The organism is Pseudomonas sp. v388, from assembly GCF_003935425.1.
Lineage (GTDB): Bacteria > Pseudomonadota > Gammaproteobacteria > Pseudomonadales > Pseudomonadaceae > Aquipseudomonas.
On the sequence record NZ_RHQN01000012.1, the window covers coordinates 60739 to 77356 of the forward strand.

Below are 16618 nucleotides of genomic sequence, written 5' to 3' on the forward strand. Positions count from 1 at the left end.
GTTTCAGCGCGGCATTTCTGCCAGCAGGGCAAAGCAGGCTTCGGCCAGTGCCGAGCGTGGCGCACTGCGGCGCATGATCAACCCCAGAGGCGCCAGCGTGCGGGCTTCGGCGATCGGATGCAGGCGCAAATGCTCGGTCAGTGTTTCCAGTCCGCCGTCCAGCGGCATGATCGCGCAACAAAAACCGCCATGCACCGCCTGCAGCATCTGATGAACGGCATCGGTTTGCAGCACCGGTTGCGGTTGCAGGCCACGGCTATGGAAGTTGTGGTCGATGGATTGGCGGAAATGCATGCCGCTGGTCAGCATGCCCAGTGGCAGCTCGATCAGTTCGGCCCAGGTCAACGGCTGCTCGCCAAAGCTGAAGTAACGCTGATCGTACAGCAGGCCCATGTTGGTTTCGCTCAGCGGCATCGAGTCGAAGCGTTCACTGTCCAGCCGTTCCAGGAACGACACGCCCAGATCGATCCGGTTGCTCGCCAAGTGTTCCAGCACGTGTTCGGAGCTGAGCGACGACAGCTCGAAGCGCAGGTTGGGGTGCAGCCGATGCAGAGGCTTCAACAGCAGCAGCGGATCGAAGCTCGACAGCGGCACCACGCCAAGCCGCAGCGTACCGACCAGATGCCCGCGGCAGGCAGCGGCTTCGGCCTGCAACCCGTCATAAGCCGCCAGTACCGTGCGCGCCCAGGCCAGCACCCGTTCGCCCGGCGCGGTAAAACCTTCGAAGCGCTGGCCGCGGTTGACCAGCGGCAGGCCGAGTTCTTCCTCCAGATTGCGCAAGCGCATGGATAACGTCGGCTGGGTGATATTGCAGCGCGCGGCGGCCTGGCCGAAGTGTCGGGTTTCGTCGAGGGCGATCAGAAATTTTAGTTGTTTGATGTCCATCTTCACTCCGAAGGTGCGATGCAAGCGGCCGATTCTACCCCCTCGGCAGAAAGGATGAACGGACAACGTTGGTCGGAAGTCCAAATCCCACCTGCCTCGAAGACTATGGTTATCGCGGCGGGTACGGAAATTCAATCTATTGGAGGACGAGTAATGAGTGTGTTCAGTTTCCTGAAAGAAGCCGGTGAAAAGATCCTCGACGCGCTGACGCCGGGCAACGCCAACGCCGACGAAGTCCTGAAAAAGCACATCTCTGACGTCGGACTGGGCAACCCCAATGTGCAGATCAAAGTCGAGAACGAGACCGTTACCGTGACAGGTGAAGTCGCCAGCCAGGAAGAGAAGGAAAAGATCCTGGTGACGCTCGGCAATATCGAAGGTGTGGAAAAAGTCGACGACCAGATGACCATTGCTGCCAGCGCGCCGACCACCACTGCAGCCAAATTCGTCACTGTGGAGAAAGGCGATACCTTGAGCGCAATTTCCAAACGCGTTTATGGTGACCCGAACAAGTACCAGAAAATCTTCGACGCCAACAAACCCATGCTCAAGGATGTGAACAAAATCTATCCGGGCCAGACGTTGCGGATTCCGGAGTAAGCCTCGCAGATCCACATGCTGTAGGAGCGACCTTGGTTGCGAAGGGGCCAGCCTGGATCACGCGGCCGTATCGCCTGATAGCACTTGTCGCGGACAAGCGCGCTCCTACCAGCATCACAGTCCTCTGATCAGTTCCCGATAATCCACCAGCGCCGCAAACTCTTCGGTGTCTTTCGGCCCTTTCTGGCTGTTGGGCTGGCTCACCGCAAGCAGGTGGGCGACGCCGAACGTGTGGGCGCTGCGCAGCACCGGCAAGGTGTCATCGATGAACAGGCTGCGCGCCGGATCGAAATGGGTGTCTGCCTGCAAGGCATCCCAGAACTGCTGGTTCTCCTTGGGAAACCCGTAGTCGTGGGAGCTGATCAGCCTCTCGAAGTACGGCGACAATTCGATCCGCTCCATTTTCAGACTCAACGAATCCCGGTGCGCATTGGTGATCATGATCACCCGCTTGCCGGCCTGCTTGATGGCGGCCAGAAATGTCTCGGCGTCAGGGCGCAGGGCGATCAGGTGGGCGATTTCCTGTTTCAGCTCGCGAATCGACAGCTTCAACTCGGTGCTCCAGAAATCCAGACAGTACCAGTTGAGCGTGCCGGCGTTGTTCTCGAACAGGGGTTTGATTTCCAGCCAGGCCATCGCAAAGCTGATGCCGTGCAGGTCGGCATAGCGTTGCGGCAGATGCTGCATCCAGAAATGTTCGTCGAAATGCAGATCGAGCAGCGTGCCGTCCATATCCAGCAAGACGGTGTCGATGTCGCTCCAGGGCGTGGGAAGCATTCTGGCCTCTTCAGGGTTGATGGCTGATGTAAGCATATCCGACACAGACAATCGGAAAAGCCACGGTATAGTAACCCGTCCATGCAAAGGAGCCCTTCATGCGCCAGAAACCTACCGTACTCGCCCGTGAGATTGTCGCCAGCAGCCGCCTGTTTCGCGTCGAAGAGCTGCAGCTGCGATTCGCCAATGGGGTCGAGCGTACTTACGAGCGGCTGGTGGGACGTGGTTCGGGCTACGGCGCGGTGATGATCGTCGCCATGCTTGATGCCGAGAACGCAATTCTGATCGAAGAGTACTGCGGCGGCACCGACGAGTATGAACTGTCCTTGCCCAAGGGGCTTGTCGAACCTGGCGAGGACGTGCTGGCCGCCGCCAACCGCGAACTCAAGGAAGAAGCCGGCTACGGCGCCCGCGTGCTGGAACACTTGACCGAGCTGTCGCTGTCGCCGGGCTATATGAGCCAGAAAATCCAGGTGGTGCTGGCTACCGATCTGTACGAAGAACGACTGGAAGGCGATGAGCCCGAAGCGATCCGGGTCGACCGCATCAACCTGCGGGAGCTGGCCAGCCTGGCGCAGAATGCCCAATTCACCGAAGGTCGCGCCCTCGCTGCGTTGTACCTGACTCGCGATCTACTGACCCAACGTGGACTCTTCCAGCCATGACCGATCTATCCTGTGATCTGCCACACCCGCTGCTTGCGCCCGTCATCGAACTGGCCCGTCTGGCGGGTGAGCTGACCCTGCCGTTCTGGCGCGCCAACGTTACCGTCACCGCCAAGGCCGACGACTCGCCGGTGACCGCTGCCGACCTGGCCGCACATCAGGTTCTGGCTGAAGGTCTGCAAGCCCTTGATCCGACCATTCATGTGTTGTCCGAAGAAGACGCCGACATTCCATTCGTCGAGCGTGCCCGTTGGGAGCGCTGGTGGCTGGTGGACCCGCTGGACGGCACCAAGGAATTCATCTGCGGCAGTGAGGAGTTCACCGTCAACGTGGCACTGATCGAGCGTGGCCGCGTGGTGTTCGGCGTGGTCTGCACGCCGACCGACAACCGTTGCTGGTTCGGCGGTGCCGGTCTGGGTGCGTGGCGCAGTGATGAAGGTCTGCAAGCCACGCCCATCGCTGTGCGTAACGAGCGGGCGCCAGGGCAGGCGTTTACCGTGGTCGCCAGCCGTCGCCATTCAAGTCCTGAGCAAGAGCACTTGCTGGCCGGCCTGAGCGCAGGCTTGGGGCCTTTGCAACTGACCAACGTCGGCAGTTCGTTGAAGTTCTGCCTGCTGGCCGAAGGCAATGCCGATTGCTACCCACGCCTGGCGCCGACATCCCAATGGGACACCGCTGCCGCCCAAGGCGTGCTCGAAGGTGCTGGTGGCGCGGTGTTGCAACTCGATGGCCAGCCGTTCAGCTATCCGGCCCGGGAGTCGCTGCTCAACCCGTTCTTCCTGGCCATGCCCGCCGAAGCCCCGTGGCGCGATAAGCTGCTGGCGCTGGCGCAGCCCTGAATCCTGCGCAGGAATGGTGGGACCCCTTCTACAGTTTCAGTGCGCGCAGCGGCAGCAAAACGACGCATCACTTGTGCAACACAAACTGCCCGGTGAAGCGCACGGCGTCTGCATCGCTGTCCTGCGCGGTGATGCGGGTCTGCAGGATCAGGCGCGCGCGGCCTCGGCGTTGGTAGGTGGTGATGAATTTGTTCCATTGCGCGGCGTCGGGTGCGTCGCACAAGGCGATGGCGTCGCCGCGAACCGGCAATGGATAGCTGATCTGGCCGTCCTGAATCACGATATGCCCATCCTCGATTCCCGCTTCGCGCAAGCGCAGATGCAACCAGCCCCAACCCGCCAGCACCGCGCCGCAATACAGGCTGCCGCCAAACAGCGTGCTCTTGTGATTGACGTTGGGTGCCAGCGGCAAGTGCAGGCGCAGCCGGTGCTGTTGCCAGTCGATGACGCGCACACCCATCTCGCGGGTCAGCGGAATGTCACGGTGCAGGACCTGTTCAAGCGCCTGCGCCTGGGCTGATTCATTCTTGCTCATCGGCGGCTCCGTTGCTGTCGCCAAAGCTCAGGCCATGTTTGCGCAATTTGTCATGCAGCGTCTTGCGCGGCAGGCCCAGCGCTTCGGCCAGGCTGCGTACCGAACTGTGCGGCCGCGCCAGCTCGGCGGCAATCAATGCCCGTTCGAAGCTTTCGACCTGATCGCTCAAGCCTCCGCTTGCAGGCGGTACTTCCTGTGCGTCGCTGCCTTCCAGTTCCAGCTCCAGGCCAAGGGCAAAACGCTCGGCGGCGTTTTGCAGCTCGCGCACATTGCCCGGCCAGTTGTGCCGCAGCAACAGGGCGCGCTGGCCCGGCTTGAGTTCATGCTTGGGAATGCCGTGGCGCGTGCTCGCCGCGTCGGCGTAGTGTTCGAACAGCATCAGCGCGTCATCACCGCGCTCACGCAGCGGCGGAATGCGCAGCGACGCTACATTCAGGCGGTAATAAAGGTCGGCACGGAATCGGCCTTGATCCGCCGCCTGACGCAGGTCTTCCTTGGTGGCGGCGATGATGCGGATATCCAGCGGAATCTGTTGATTGCTACCCATCCGCTCCACGACCCGCTCCTGCAACAAGCGCAGCAGCTTGACCTGCACGTCCATGCTCATGCTCTCGATCTCGTCGAGAAACAGCGTGCCGCCGTTGGCGAATTCGAACTTGCCGATCCGGCGCTTCTGCGCGCCGGTGAACGCGCCCGGCTCGTGCCCGAACAGTTCGCTCTCCACCACCGACTCGGCCAGCGCCCCGGCATTGATCGCCACGAACGGCCCGTTGCGGCGGTTCGACAAGTCGTGCAGCGCGCGGGCCACTACTTCCTTGCCGGCGCCGGTCTCGCCGAGAATCAACACATCGGCGCGGGTTCCGGCCAGCGCGCCGATCTGTTCGCGCAGGCGCAGCATCGGTTGCGACTGGCCGACCAGACGCGTGCTCAATTGCTGGCGATCACTCAGCGCGAGCCGCAGGCTGCGGTTATCCAGCACCAGGCGGCGCAGCGCCAACGCTCGGCGCACGCTGTCGAGCAACGAATCGCTGGCGAAGGGTTTTTCCAGGAAGTCATAGGCTCCGGCGCGCATTGCTTGCACCGCCAGCGGCACGTCGCCGTGGCCGGTAATCAGCAAAACCGGCAGTTCCGGGTCTTGCCCATGCAAGTGGCTGAGCAGCTCCAGGCCATCCATGCCCGGCATGCGGATGTCGCTGACCACCACACCCGGCCAGTCGCGGCCGATACGCCCGGCCAGGCCGTTGGCCTCGGCCAGGGTCATGACTTTGAGGCCGGCCAGGTCCAGCGTCTGACTCAAGGCCTGGCGCAGGTGCGAGTCGTCGTCGATCAGCACCACTTGTATCTGGCTGTCGATGGCGGTATCCGAACTCATGCTGAAAGATCCTCTGGCGGTTGAAGATTGGCGCCGGACGCTCCGGCCCGCATGCGCAGCGTAAGCACTGCGCCGCCGCTGGCGTGGTTGGCGAACAGCAATTCGCCGTCCAGCGCCCGCATCAGCGTATCGCAGATCGCCAGCCCCAACCCCAGGCCCTGAGTGCGGGTCTTGGTGGTGAAGAACGGCTCACGGGCGCGGGCCAGTGCTTCCTGGGAAAAACCGGGGCCGTTATCGCGAATGTAGAGGTTGACGCCTTCGCTGGTTGGCTCGGCACTTATCCACAGCCTGCGCGGCGGACCTTTCTCGGTCAGCGCATCCAGGGCGTTGGCCAGCACATTGCCCAGCACCTGGCGCAAGCGGGTTTCCCCGGCCTGAACCCACAAGGTGGCGGCCGGCAGGTCACGAATCAGCTCGACTTCCATTGCCCGTCGGCGTTTGGCCAGCAGCGCCAGCGCATCGTCCAGCGCCGGTTGCAATGCCACGCTTTCCGGTGCGTGCCGGTCGCGACGGGCGAAGGCGCGCAAGTGGGCGATGATCGACGCCATGCGCCCGGTCAGTTCGCTGATCAACTTGAGGTTGCCGCGTGCGTCCTCGGTGCGTTGATGGTCGAGCAACACTTCGGCGTTTTCAGCGTAGCTGCGGATGGCCGCCAATGGCTGATTGAGTTCATGACTGATGCTGGCCGACATGGTGCCCAGTGCCGACAGCTTGCCGGCCTGAACCAGTTCGTCCTGGGCGCGGACCAGTTCCTGTTGCGCCTGCTCGCGCTCCAGCACTTCCTGACGCAAACGGCTGTTGAGACCTTCCAGGTCGCTGGTGCGCTCGACAACGCGTACTTCCAGCTCGCGCCGGGCCTTGGCCTCGAAGGCGATGCGATCCAGATAATGGCGACGGCGCTGCATCATCAGGCTGAGCAACAGCATCAAGACCAGTAACGCCGCGCCACCGATGGCCACCACCGTGCGAACTTGCCGGTCCAGCAGCGCACGAGGCGCCAGAATGTTCACGTTCCAGCTGGTTTCTTCGATGGCCTGGCTTTGGGTCAGCCAGGCTTTTTCATCCAGTTGCAGCGGGCGCGGGTCGCGGGTCGGGTAGGGCTGGATGGCGACAATGGCTTTCTTTTCGTCTTCGCTCAGCTCGCGGGTCGCACGAAAGCGCCAATCGGGGTTGGAAGTCAGGATGACCACGCCGTTCTGGTCGGTCAGCAGCAGTTGCTCGGGCGTCTTGCCCCACAGGGTTTCGGTGTGGTCCAGGTCGACCTTGACCACCAGCACGCCCACGACCCGGCCGTTGTCGCGTACAGGGGCGGCGAAAAAGTAGCCGCGCTTGACCGACGTGGTGCCCAGGCCAAAAAAGCGCCCCAGCTTGCCGGCCAGTGCATCGAAAAAGTACGGCCTGAACGAGAAGTTGCGCCCGACGAAACTGTCTTTCTGGTCCGAATTGGAGGCCGCCAGGGTCATGCCGGAGCTGTCCATCAGGTACATCACGTCTGCGCCGGTCTGGCGGGTAATATCGCGCAGCAGGCGGTTGGCGTTCTCGGCGGTCGCCTTGTCCTGAGGCGCAGCCAGCGCGGCGCGCAGCGCAGGCAGGTCGCCGAGGATCTGCGGCAGCGTTTCGTAGCGGTGCAACGTGCCCAGCAGGTTGGCGACGTAAAGGTCCAGGGTCTGGCGATTCTGGTTGGTCAGCACGCCGCGGTAATAGCGTTCGGCCAGATGTTCCAGCGGCCAAAGCAACGGCGCCAGGCAGAGCGCGACCAGCGCAAGGCTGCGCCAGCGCGGGCGATGTGGAACATGGGACGTCATGGTCATGTGCGGGTGGCCGGCCGAAATTCATCATGCAACCGGACGGCGATCTGCCCGGCTATCGAGCGCCCATTATGCCTGCCGCCACCCCGGCAGGCACTCCGGCAATGTGCGCCGCTGGCTGCGCCGGCCGTCAGCCGAACAGATCGGCCTCTCGCAGGCTTTTGCCTTGCCGGTCTTTGGCAGACAGGTTCGGCTCGCCGGCCAGCTCCCAATCGATAGCCAGATCCGGGTCGTCCCAACGAATGCAGCGCTCGGCGGCAGGCCTGTAGTAATCAGTGGTCTTGTACAGAAACTCGGCATATTCACTGAGCACCACGAAGCCGTGGGCAAAGCCCGGCGGAATCCACAGCTGGCGGAAGTTGTCAGCCGACAGCTTTACGCCGACCCACTGGCCGAACGTCAGGGAGCTGCGGCGAATGTCCACCGCGACATCCAGCACTTCGCCGGCGGTGACCCGCACCAGCTTGCCCTGGGCGTTTTCGATCTGGTAGTGCAGCCCGCGCAGCACACCCCGTTGCGAGCGCGAGTGGTTGTCCTGCACGAAATGCGGCGTCAGGCCCGTGCCGTCCTTGAAGCTCTGGGCATTGAAACTTTCATAGAAGAAGCCCCGCTCATCGCCGAACACCTTGGGTTCGAGAATCAGGACTTCGGGCAACTCTGTGACAATCACGTTCACTTCGATTCCCCTGCCAGTTTGAACAGATACTGACCATAGCCGGTTTTGCCGAAGTAATCGGCGTGCCTGAGCAACAGCGCCTCGTCGATCCAGCCGTTCTGGTAGGCGATTTCTTCGAGACACGCGACCTTGAGCCCTTGGCGGTGTTCGATGGTCTGCACGTAGGCCGACGCGTCGAGCAGGCTGTCGTGGGTGCCGGTGTCGAGCCAGGCGAAGCCGCGGCCGAAGCGCTCCACTCGCAGGTTGCCGCGCCGCAGGTAAGCGTTGTTCACATCGGTGATTTCCAGCTCGCCACGGGGCGAGGGCTTGACGTCCTTGGCGATGCGGATCACTTCGTTGTCGTAGAAATACAGGCCGGTTACCGCATAGCTGGACTTGGGCGCCTTGGGCTTTTCCTCGATGGACAGCGCTTTGCCATGCTCGTCGAAATCGATCACGCCGAAGCGGTCCGGGTCCTTGACCCAATAGCCGAACACCGTGGCGCCTTCGGTCTGCGCGGCGGCCTTGTGCAGCTGTTCGCTGAAGTGCTGGCCGTGAAAGATGTTGTCGCCCAGGATCAGGCACACGGAGTCGTCGCCGATGAACTCCTCGCCGATCAGAAACGCCTGTGCCAGGCCGTCCGGCCGGGGTTGCTCGGCATAATGGAATTGCACGCCGAACTGGCTGCCATCGCCCAGCAGGTTGCGGTATTGCGGCAGGTCGTGGGGTGTGGAGATGATCATGATCTCGCGGATGCCGGCCAGCATCAGCACCGAAATCGGGTAATAGATCATCGGTTTGTCGTAAACCGGCAGCAGTTGTTTGGAAATACCCAGGGTAATGGGGTGCAGGCGTGTGCCGGAGCCTCCGGCGAGTACGATGCCCTTGGTCATGCAATCAGATCCTTGTGGTCAGTGAAACCCAGTCGTTCGCCTTGGTAACTGCCATCCTGGACCCTGCGGCACCAGTCCAGATTTTCCAGATACCAGGTCACGGTCTTGCGCAGTCCCGACTCGAACGTCTCTTCGGGTTTCCAGCCCAACTCTTTTTCTATCTTGCCGGCATCGATCGCATACCGCTGATCGTGGCCGGGGCGGTCGACCACGTAGGTGATCAGGTCGCTGAAACGTTCCACGCCGGCAGGGCGCTGCGGCGCCAGTTCTTCCAGCAGCGCGCAGATGCCACGTACCACATCGATATTTTTCTGCTCGTTGTGGCCGCCGATGTTGTAGGTCTGGCCCACTTCGCCTTCAGTCACCACCTTGAGCAACGCCCGGGCGTGATCCTCGACGAACAGCCAGTCGCGCACTTGCAGGCCGTCGCCATAAACCGGCAAAGGCTTGCCCGCCAGCGCGTTGAGAATGATCAGCGGGATGAGCTTTTCCGGGAAATGAAACGGCCCGTAATTGTTGGAGCAATTGGTGACGATCACCGGCAGCCCGTAAGTGCGATGCCAGGCGCGCACCAGATGGTCAGACGCCGCCTTGCTCGCGGAGTAGGGCGAACTAGGTGCGTAGGGCGTGGTTTCGGTGAACAGGTCGTCGACGCCATGCAGGTCGCCGTACACCTCGTCGGTGGAAATATGGTGGAAGCGAAACGCCTGGCGCTCGGCCTCAGGCAGTCTGGTCCAGTAGCTGCGCGCGGCTTCCAGCAGGCTATAGGTGCCAACGATGTTAGTCTGGATGAACGCCGAAGGCCCGTCGATGGAACGATCGACATGAGACTCGGCTGCCAGATGCATGATGGCGTGGGGCTCGAATCGCCGGAGAACTTCGCTCACCGCGTGCTGATCGCAGATATCGGCCTGAACGAACTCGTAGCGCGTGTCGGTCGCGATACCGGCCAGGGATTCCAGGTTGCCGGCGTAGGTCAGTTTGTCGAAGTTCAGGACTTCATGTTCGGTGTTCCGGATCAGGTGTCGGATCAATGCAGAGCCGATAAAGCCTGCGCCGCCGGTGACGAGTATTCGCATGAGCTGGTTATCTTCCTTATGGGTCCTGGACGTTGTGCAGCATAGCCTGTGCTTCGACGGCTCCCGCGCAGACAGCATCGACCACGAATGACCGGTCGGTGATGAAATATATTGATGGCCTGTGGCCGTGCTGCCGGAAAACCGTCACTCCACCGGTTGGTCAGGGTTGGTGGCTCGCCTCGACCCACCCTATAGTTGTGCGACCAGATCACCTGCCTCCGGCCTCGCCGGATTGCCTGACCACAGATTGAGGTTGCACATGCCGCTTGCCACGCTTATTCGCCGCTCCAGCCTGCCTTGCCCTGACATCGGCGAAGACCAGGCCCGCAATGTCCTGCGGCATCATTACGGACTGAGCGGTGTTTTGAAGGAGCTTGGCAGCCAGCAAGACCGCAACTTCCTGCTCGATACCGGCGAGCGGCGTTATGTGCTCAAGGTTTGCCACGGGGACTACTCGACCCTCGAGATCGAGGCCCAGCACGCCGCATTGCAGCATCTGGCGAGCCACGCCGGCGTGCGCGTCCCGCACGTCATCGGCTCGATCAGCGGCGAGCAGCTGCTGTCGCTGAATCTGGATGGCGAAGCGGTGCATGTTCGCGTGCTGGAATTCATCGACGGCCAGTCGCTGGCGCATGTGCCGCATCTGAGCCACGAAGTGGTGGTCGGGCTGGGCGAGCTGTGCGCACAGGTTGGTCAAGCGCTGGCGCGCTTCGAGCATCCGGGCCTGGAACGCGTGCTGCAATGGGACCCGCGCCATGCCGCTGCGTTGACCAAACATCTGTTACCGGTCATTGAAAACGCCGATGAGCGCGCCTGTCTGCTCGAAGCCGGCGAACAGGCGCAGCGGCATCTGCTGCCCTTGATTCCGGCGCTGCCGGTGCAGGCAGTGCATCTGGACATTACCGAGCACAACGTCATGTGGGCGCGCGATGCCGGCATGAAATGGCAGCTTCAGGGGTTGATCGATTTCGGCGATCTGTTGACCACCTGGCGCATCGCCGATCTGTCGGTGACCTGCGCCGCGCTGCTGCACCACGCCGAAGGCGACCCGTTGTATGTCCTGCCGGCGGTCCGCGCCTATCACCGGATCAACCCGCTGCATAAAGAAGAGCTGCAAGCGCTGTGGCCGCTGATCGTCGCCCGCTCGGCGGTGCTGGTGCTCAGCGCCGAACAGCAGGCCAGCGTCGAACCGGAGAACGCCTACATTCAGGCCAATCTGGCGGGCGAGTGGAATATTTTCGACGTGGCAACCTCGGTGCCGATTCCCCTCATGCAGGCGGCGATTCTCCAGGCGGTCGGGATCGAGCCGGAGCCTGTCGAGCAGCCGATCTATTTCCCGCTGTTACCCGGCCTCAATGGTCGGGCGCCGACACTGGTCGATCTGGGCGTGCTCAGTGAACACTTCGCGGCCGGCAACTGGGAGCAAAGCGGCATCGACGAATATCTGCTCAGCCAGGCCGCCGAGGACAGCGGCTGGGCGGCGAGCCGTTTCGGTGAGTATCGACTGTCGCGCACGATACCCGACAGCGCCAAGGAGCCGGAAACCTGCGCCTTGCACGTCGAACTGCATGTGCCGCCTGCGACCGCAGTGCATGCGCCGTTCCAAGGCACCGTGCGCCTCACGGCCGATGGCTGTCTGCTGCTGGCGGGCGAGGGAATAAGCCTGCGCTTGTGGGGCGCGGTGTCCAAGTGCGCCTCGGGCAGCCAGGTGGCGGCAGGCGACTTGATCGGCGAAGTAGCCGGTTCGCTGCTGGTGCAGCTGTGCAACGCGCCGCAACTCAGCCCGCCGCTGTTCGCCACGCCGTCCTGGGCCGATGTCTGGCGCCGCGTGTGCCCGTCGCCGGCAACGCTGCTGGGGCTGGATTGCGATGCGCCGCCGCTCGCTGATCCCGGCGCATTACTGGCGCGGCGCGACGCCAGTTTCGCCCGGTCGCAGAAACACTATTACCAGGCGCCGCCACAGATCGAGCGCGGCTGGCGCAATCATCTGATCGACATGCAAGGCCGCTCGTATCTCGACATGCTCAATAACGTCGCAGTGCTCGGCCATGGCCATCCGCGCATGGCCCATGAAGCGGCGCGGCAATGGTCGCTGCTCAATACCAATTCGCGGTTTCACTATGCCGCCATCGCCGAATTCTCCGAACGACTTCTCAAGCTGGCACCGGATGGAATGGACCGGGTGTTTCTGGTCAACAGCGGCACCGAGGCCAACGACCTGGCGATTCGCCTGGCCTGGGCCTACAGCGGCGGGCGTGATGTGCTGAGCGTACTGGAGGCGTATCACGGCTGGTCGGTGGCGACCGATGCGATCTCCACCTCTATCGCCGACAACCCGCAAGCGCTGAGCACCCGGCCGGACTGGGTCCATCCGGTGACCGCGCCCAACGTATATCGAGGACCGTTTCGCGGTGCCGACAGCGGGCCGCAGTACGTGCAGAGTGTCGAACGGGTGTTGGCGGCGTTGGCCGAACAGCAGCGGCAGGTGGCGGGGTTCATCTGTGAGCCGGTCTATGGCAATGCCGGCGGGATTTCCTTGCCGCCTGGTTATTTGCAACAGGTGTATCAGAAAGTTCGGGAGCAGGGCGGGGTGTGCATCGCCGATGAAGTACAGGTGGGCTACGGCCGGCTCGGTCATTATTTCTGGGGCTTCGAGGAGCAGGGTGTAGTGCCGGACATCATCACCATGGCCAAAGGCATGGGCAATGGGCATCCGTTGGGCGCGGTGATCACTCGGCGCGAGATTGCCGAGGCGCTGGAGGCCGAAGGGTATTTCTTCTCGTCGTCTGGCGGCAGCCCGGTGAGTTGCCGGATCGGCATGGCGGTGCTGGACGTCATGGAAGAAGAACGGCTGTGGGACAACGCCCGCAGCGTCGGCGATCACTTCAAGACGTTGCTGCAAGGTTTGGCTGAACAGCATCCGCTGGTGGGCGCGGTTCACGGCATGGGCTTTTACCTGGGCGTCGAATTCGTCCGCGATCGCCAGACCCTGGAACCGGCTACCCAAGAAACCGCCATCCTTTGCGACCGCCTGCGTGAGCTGGGCATCTTCATGCAGCCTACCGGCGACTACCTCAACATCCTCAAGATCAAACCGCCGATGTGCACCACCCGGCAAAGCGTTGAATTCTTCGTGGCGATGGTGTCGAAGGTGTTACGCGAATTGGAATGAAGACGTTCGGCTGAACCCCGAGCACTGTAGGAGCGAGCGGGCGGCGATCCGTCTCGCTCGCGAAGGCGTCCTTCCAGGCGATGCATGACTCACATTTGTCCTGGCCCCTTCGCGACCAAGGTCGCTCCTACGGCTTCTGCATCATTAGTCAGATTTATATCGGCGAATATCGTAGTTTTTTTTATTGAATGCGTTGCTAGTCTTTCATATGCAGATTTTTATCGGGTATAAAGTCGCCCTGCAATCCACGTCGGTCCACGGAGTCCACGTTACCCATGACCACAACACTCAAAACCACACCACGCGCCGATGGCTTCCACATGCCGGCCGAATGGGCGCCGCAAAGTCAGGTCTGGATGGTCTGGCCCGAGCGGCCTGACAACTGGCGCCTGGGCGGCAAGCCTGCGCAGGCCGCTCACGTTGCGGTCGCCAAAGCCATCGCCAGGTTTGAGCCCGTGACGGTCGCGGTCTCCGCCGGCCAGTACGACAACGCTCGGTCGCGCCTCGACATGCCCAACATCCGCGTCGTTGAAATCAGCAGCAATGACGCCTGGGTACGCGACAGCGGCCCGACCTTCGTTATCAATGACAAAGGCGAAGTGCGCGGCGTGAACTGGGAGTTCAACGCCTGGGGCGGCTTCGATGGCGGCCTGTACGCACCATGGAACCTCGACTCGCAGCTGGGCGGCAAAATCCTGGAAATCGAACGCTGCCCGCGTTACGTCACCGAAGGTTTCGTGCTTGAAGGCGGCTCGATCCATGTCGATGGCGAAGGCACGTTGATCACCACTGAAGAATGCCTGCTGAACCGCAACCGTAACCCGCACATGACCCGCGAGCAGATCGAGCAGGTGCTGAGCGATAACCTGGCGGTCGACAAGATTGTCTGGTTGCCGGAGGGCCTGTTCAACGATGAAACCGACGGTCATGTGGATAACTTCTGCTGCTACATCCGCCCGGCTGAAGTGTTGCTGGCCTGGACCGATGATCCCAAAGACCCCAACTACTCACGTTGCCACGCGGCGTTGAGTATTTTCGAAAACACCCGTGATGCGCAGGGCCGTGAATTTATTGTGCACAAGATGCCGATCCCCGGTCCGCTGTTCGCAACCGAGGAAGAATGTGCCGGTGTCGACCAGGTGCACGGAAGTCAGGAACGCACCCCTTCGGTGCGTCTGGCCGGTTCCTACGTGAATTTCCTGATCGTCAACGGTGGCATCATCGCCCCGAGTTTTGATGACCCGATGGACGCCAAGGCCCATGAAATCCTGCAGGGTCTGTTCCCCGAGCATGAGGTGGTGATGGTCCCTGGTCGTGAGCTGCTTCTTGGGGGAGGAAACATCCACTGCCTGACTCAGCAGCAGCCGGCAGCGATCAAGGCGTCGTCGTAAAACTATATTCGCACCGGGACCCGCCAATGGTCCCGTTCTTGCTGTGTTAAGCCCATCATCCGATGGGCTTTTTTATGGGTAACACTCTGTAGCATTTTCCGGGATGGCTACCCGACAGCAGAACTTGAAATCGTGATTTTTTTAGCTGGACTGTCATACAGCGTGGGTACATTTAGCCGCTCATGAAGCCAAGAGGTTGTCCCTATGAACGCAGGTATTGGCCATTATCGGGCCCGTGGTATGTCTGCCAGTAACGAGGCTCGGCAGATCCTGGCGGATTGGTTAAGGACTACCAGATCCCTCAAGCCGCGCCGCGATGCGCGCACCATGCTGGTGCGGCGTTATCCGGCGGGTTTGCTCAACGAAGCGGAACTCGACGCACTGGTCAACGTGCTCGACGATTAGCTCAGGAGTCGACCGCTCTACGGCGCGGTTTTCCTTGATTGACACCGCGCGAGCCTTGCGACTAGCATTTGGCTCCCACCGGCTGTGGCAATACGCCATGTACGTGCATCAGTAGACCACTGCGATGATTGCGTGCGGCTTTTTCTGCTCCTGTTCTTCAGCAGAGATGAAGCCCGGGGCAGCCCCAGGGCTGTCGCCACAGCGTTCGATCCGCAGAAAAGGAAAACAAGATGCGTCAATACCGTTTGGGCCTGCTCGCTTTGGGCATCATCAGCGCTGGCCAGGCAATGGCCGCAGGCCAGGTTGATTCGAAAGGCTTCGTGGAAGACAGCAGCCTGGTTATCAACACCCGCAACGCTTATATCAACCGTGATTACAAGAACGGCAATGAAGACCGTGGCGAATGGGGCCAGGCCTTCATGGGTATCTTCAACTCCGGCTTCACCCAGGGCACGGTCGGTGTCGGTGTCGACGCATTCGGCTTCTACGCACTGAACCTGGACAGCGATCGCTCGCGCAGCGGCGCCGGCGGCGTCGACTTCTTCAAGCGTGACTCCAGCGGTGACCCAGCCGAAGACCTGGCTCGCGTTGGCGCGGCGGTCAAGGCTCGCATCTCCAACACCGTGATCAAGTACGGCGACCAGATGCCTCAGCTGCCCGTGCTGAGCTACGACAACTCGCGCCTGCTGCCGGAAACCTACACCGGCACCATGATCACTTCGAATGAAATCGAAGGTCTGGAGCTGGTCGCCGGTCGTTTCACTCAGCAGGTCCGCAAAAGCGCCACCGGCCATGACAGCGGCGATCTTAAGAGCATCAACGTCTACGGCGGTAGCTACAAGTTCACCGACGAATTCACCGCTGCGTTCTACGCCTCCGACGACGAAGACGTGCTCAAGAAGCAGTACGTGAACCTGAACTACGTGTTCGCGCTGCCGCAAGACCAGTCATTGACTCTGGATTTCAACGGCTACAAGACCAAGCTGGACAAGGACTTCGCCAACGACAACTTCGCTGGTGCTCGTGACAACAAGATCTGGAGCCTTGCGGCGACCTGGGCTGTCGGCATTCACTCCTTCACCCTGGCTCACCAGCGCAGCACCGGCGAAACCGGCTACAACTACGGCGGTTTCCGCAATGCCGGTGGTTTCGGCGACGGCGGCAACACCATCTACCTGGCCAACTCGTACTGGTCCGACTTCAACGGCAAGGACGAGCGCTCCTGGCAGGTCGCCTATGGTGTTGACCTGTCCACGCTGGTTACGCCAGGTCTGAGCTACAAGACGGCATACGTACGCGGTTACAACATCGATGACGGCACTGACGGCGGTCGCGGCGAAGAGCGCGAAATCTTCAGCCAGCTGACTTATGTCGTACAGAGCGGCCCGGCCAAGGATCTCTCTATCCGTCTGCGTAACTCGTTCCTGCGTGTCGACAACGACGCCATCAACTACAACAACGAAGGCAACGAGACTCGCATCTTCGTTGACTACCCGATCAACGTCTTCTAATGACGTAAGCGTGTAGCGCTAGCCAATGCCT

At 61.6% G+C, this 16618-nt stretch carries 15 protein-coding genes; 7 read left to right on the forward strand and 8 right to left on the reverse strand.

Annotated features, from left to right (window positions below; translation table 11 throughout):
- Positions 1-3: 3 nt before the first annotated feature.
- Positions 4-885, reverse strand: coding sequence for a LysR family transcriptional regulator (locus EGJ27_RS23680; protein ID WP_125833171.1), 882 nt, complete (start codon positions 883-885; stop codon positions 4-6).
- Positions 886-1038: 153 nt separating this feature from the next.
- Between EGJ27_RS23680 and lysM the strand changes: the two genes are divergently transcribed.
- Complete coding sequence (gene lysM, locus EGJ27_RS23685; protein ID WP_125833172.1) at positions 1039-1485, forward strand: peptidoglycan-binding protein LysM; 447 nt, start codon at positions 1039-1041, stop codon at positions 1483-1485.
- Positions 1486-1599: 114 nt separating this feature from the next.
- Here the strand turns inward: lysM and yrfG are convergent, their stop codons facing one another.
- Positions 1600-2262 carry a GMP/IMP nucleotidase gene (gene yrfG / locus EGJ27_RS23690; protein WP_125833173.1) on the reverse strand — a complete coding sequence of 221 codons (663 nt, stop codon included), beginning with the start codon at positions 2260-2262 and terminating at the stop codon, positions 1600-1602.
- Between the two features lie 98 nt (positions 2263-2360).
- Between yrfG and nudE the strand changes: the two genes are divergently transcribed.
- Together nudE and cysQ are read left to right on the forward strand one after the other, a co-directional pair.
- Positions 2361-2927, forward strand: coding sequence for an ADP compounds hydrolase NudE (gene nudE / locus EGJ27_RS23695; RefSeq protein ID WP_125833174.1), 567 nt, complete (start codon positions 2361-2363; stop codon positions 2925-2927).
- Positions 2924-3766 carry a 3'(2'),5'-bisphosphate nucleotidase CysQ gene (cysQ, locus tag EGJ27_RS23700; protein WP_125833175.1) on the forward strand — a complete coding sequence of 281 codons (843 nt, stop codon included), beginning with the start codon at positions 2924-2926 and terminating at the stop codon, positions 3764-3766. The genes nudE and cysQ overlap by 4 nt, the downstream gene beginning before the upstream one ends.
- Positions 3767-3833: 67 nt before the next feature.
- Here cysQ and EGJ27_RS23705 read toward each other — a convergent pair whose 3' ends face one another.
- The 6 genes from EGJ27_RS23705 to rfbB form a co-directional block, all read right to left on the reverse strand.
- Complete coding sequence (locus tag EGJ27_RS23705; RefSeq protein WP_125833176.1) at positions 3834-4301, reverse strand: YiiD C-terminal domain-containing protein; 468 nt, start codon at positions 4299-4301, stop codon at positions 3834-3836.
- A complete protein-coding gene (locus EGJ27_RS23710) occupies positions 4288-5673 on the reverse strand; it encodes a sigma-54 dependent transcriptional regulator (RefSeq protein WP_125833177.1) in 1386 nt (461 codons plus the stop codon). Before EGJ27_RS23710 ends, EGJ27_RS23705 begins: the two co-directional genes overlap by 14 nt.
- A complete protein-coding gene (locus EGJ27_RS23715) occupies positions 5670-7484 on the reverse strand; it encodes a cache domain-containing protein (protein WP_125833178.1) in 1815 nt (604 codons plus the stop codon). The genes EGJ27_RS23710 and EGJ27_RS23715 overlap by 4 nt, the downstream gene beginning before the upstream one ends.
- 127 nt (positions 7485-7611) lie before the next feature.
- Positions 7612-8157, reverse strand: a complete 546-nt coding sequence (gene rfbC, locus EGJ27_RS23720) for a dTDP-4-dehydrorhamnose 3,5-epimerase (RefSeq protein ID WP_125833179.1) — start codon at positions 8155-8157, stop codon at positions 7612-7614.
- Positions 8154-9029 carry a glucose-1-phosphate thymidylyltransferase RfbA gene (gene rfbA / locus EGJ27_RS23725; protein ID WP_125833180.1) on the reverse strand — a complete coding sequence of 292 codons (876 nt, stop codon included), beginning with the start codon at positions 9027-9029 and terminating at the stop codon, positions 8154-8156. The genes rfbC and rfbA overlap by 4 nt, the downstream gene beginning before the upstream one ends.
- Positions 9026-10108: a dTDP-glucose 4,6-dehydratase gene (rfbB, locus tag EGJ27_RS23730; protein ID WP_125833181.1), complete on the reverse strand. Its 1083-nt coding sequence runs from the start codon at positions 10106-10108 to the stop codon at positions 9026-9028. Before rfbB ends, rfbA begins: the two co-directional genes overlap by 4 nt.
- A 259-nt stretch (positions 10109-10367) precedes the next feature.
- Between rfbB and EGJ27_RS23735 the strand changes: the two genes are divergently transcribed.
- The 4 genes from EGJ27_RS23735 (at position 10368) to EGJ27_RS23750 (ending at position 16587) form a co-directional block, all read left to right on the forward strand.
- Positions 10368-13280, forward strand: a complete 2913-nt coding sequence (locus EGJ27_RS23735; RefSeq protein ID WP_125833182.1) for an aminotransferase — start codon at positions 10368-10370, stop codon at positions 13278-13280.
- A gap of 275 nt (positions 13281-13555) precedes the next feature.
- A complete protein-coding gene (gene aguA, locus EGJ27_RS23740) occupies positions 13556-14671 on the forward strand; it encodes an agmatine deiminase (protein WP_125833183.1) in 1116 nt (371 codons plus the stop codon).
- A 240-nt stretch (positions 14672-14911) separates the two neighbouring features.
- On the forward strand, positions 14912-15076 hold the full coding sequence (locus EGJ27_RS23745) for a hypothetical protein (RefSeq protein ID WP_256672910.1): 165 nt from the start codon (positions 14912-14914) through the stop codon (positions 15074-15076).
- A gap of 230 nt (positions 15077-15306) precedes the next feature.
- On the forward strand, positions 15307-16587 hold the full coding sequence (locus tag EGJ27_RS23750) for an OprD family porin (RefSeq protein ID WP_125833185.1): 1281 nt from the start codon (positions 15307-15309) through the stop codon (positions 16585-16587).
- Positions 16588-16618: the final 31 nt, after the last annotated feature.

What these genes read in the sequence shown, in the direction of transcription:
- EGJ27_RS23680 (WP_125833171.1), bottom strand. Translation starts at nt 885, where the DNA reads ATGGACATCAAACAACTAAAATTTCTGATCGCCCTCGACGAAACCCGA.
- lysM (WP_125833172.1), top strand. Translation starts at nt 1,039, where the DNA reads ATGAGTGTGTTCAGTTTCCTGAAAGAAGCCGGTGAAAAGATCCTCGAC.
- yrfG (WP_125833173.1), bottom strand. Translation starts at nt 2,262, where the DNA reads ATGCTTCCCACGCCCTGGAGCGACATCGACACCGTCTTGCTGGATATG.
- nudE (WP_125833174.1), top strand. Translation starts at nt 2,361, where the DNA reads ATGCGCCAGAAACCTACCGTACTCGCCCGTGAGATTGTCGCCAGCAGC.
- cysQ (WP_125833175.1), top strand. Translation starts at nt 2,924, where the DNA reads ATGACCGATCTATCCTGTGATCTGCCACACCCGCTGCTTGCGCCCGTC.
- EGJ27_RS23705 (WP_125833176.1), bottom strand. Translation starts at nt 4,301, where the DNA reads ATGAGCAAGAATGAATCAGCCCAGGCGCAGGCGCTTGAACAGGTCCTG.
- EGJ27_RS23710 (WP_125833177.1), bottom strand. Translation starts at nt 5,673, where the DNA reads ATGAGTTCGGATACCGCCATCGACAGCCAGATACAAGTGGTGCTGATC.
- EGJ27_RS23715 (WP_125833178.1), bottom strand. Translation starts at nt 7,484, where the DNA reads ATGACCATGACGTCCCATGTTCCACATCGCCCGCGCTGGCGCAGCCTT.
- rfbA (WP_125833180.1), bottom strand. Translation starts at nt 9,029, where the DNA reads ATGACCAAGGGCATCGTACTCGCCGGAGGCTCCGGCACACGCCTGCAC.
- rfbB (WP_125833181.1), bottom strand. Translation starts at nt 10,108, where the DNA reads ATGCGAATACTCGTCACCGGCGGCGCAGGCTTTATCGGCTCTGCATTG.
- EGJ27_RS23735 (WP_125833182.1), top strand. Translation starts at nt 10,368, where the DNA reads ATGCCGCTTGCCACGCTTATTCGCCGCTCCAGCCTGCCTTGCCCTGAC.
- aguA (WP_125833183.1), top strand. Translation starts at nt 13,556, where the DNA reads ATGACCACAACACTCAAAACCACACCACGCGCCGATGGCTTCCACATG.
- EGJ27_RS23745 (WP_256672910.1), top strand. Translation starts at nt 14,912, where the DNA reads ATGTCTGCCAGTAACGAGGCTCGGCAGATCCTGGCGGATTGGTTAAGG.
- EGJ27_RS23750 (WP_125833185.1), top strand. Translation starts at nt 15,307, where the DNA reads ATGCGTCAATACCGTTTGGGCCTGCTCGCTTTGGGCATCATCAGCGCT.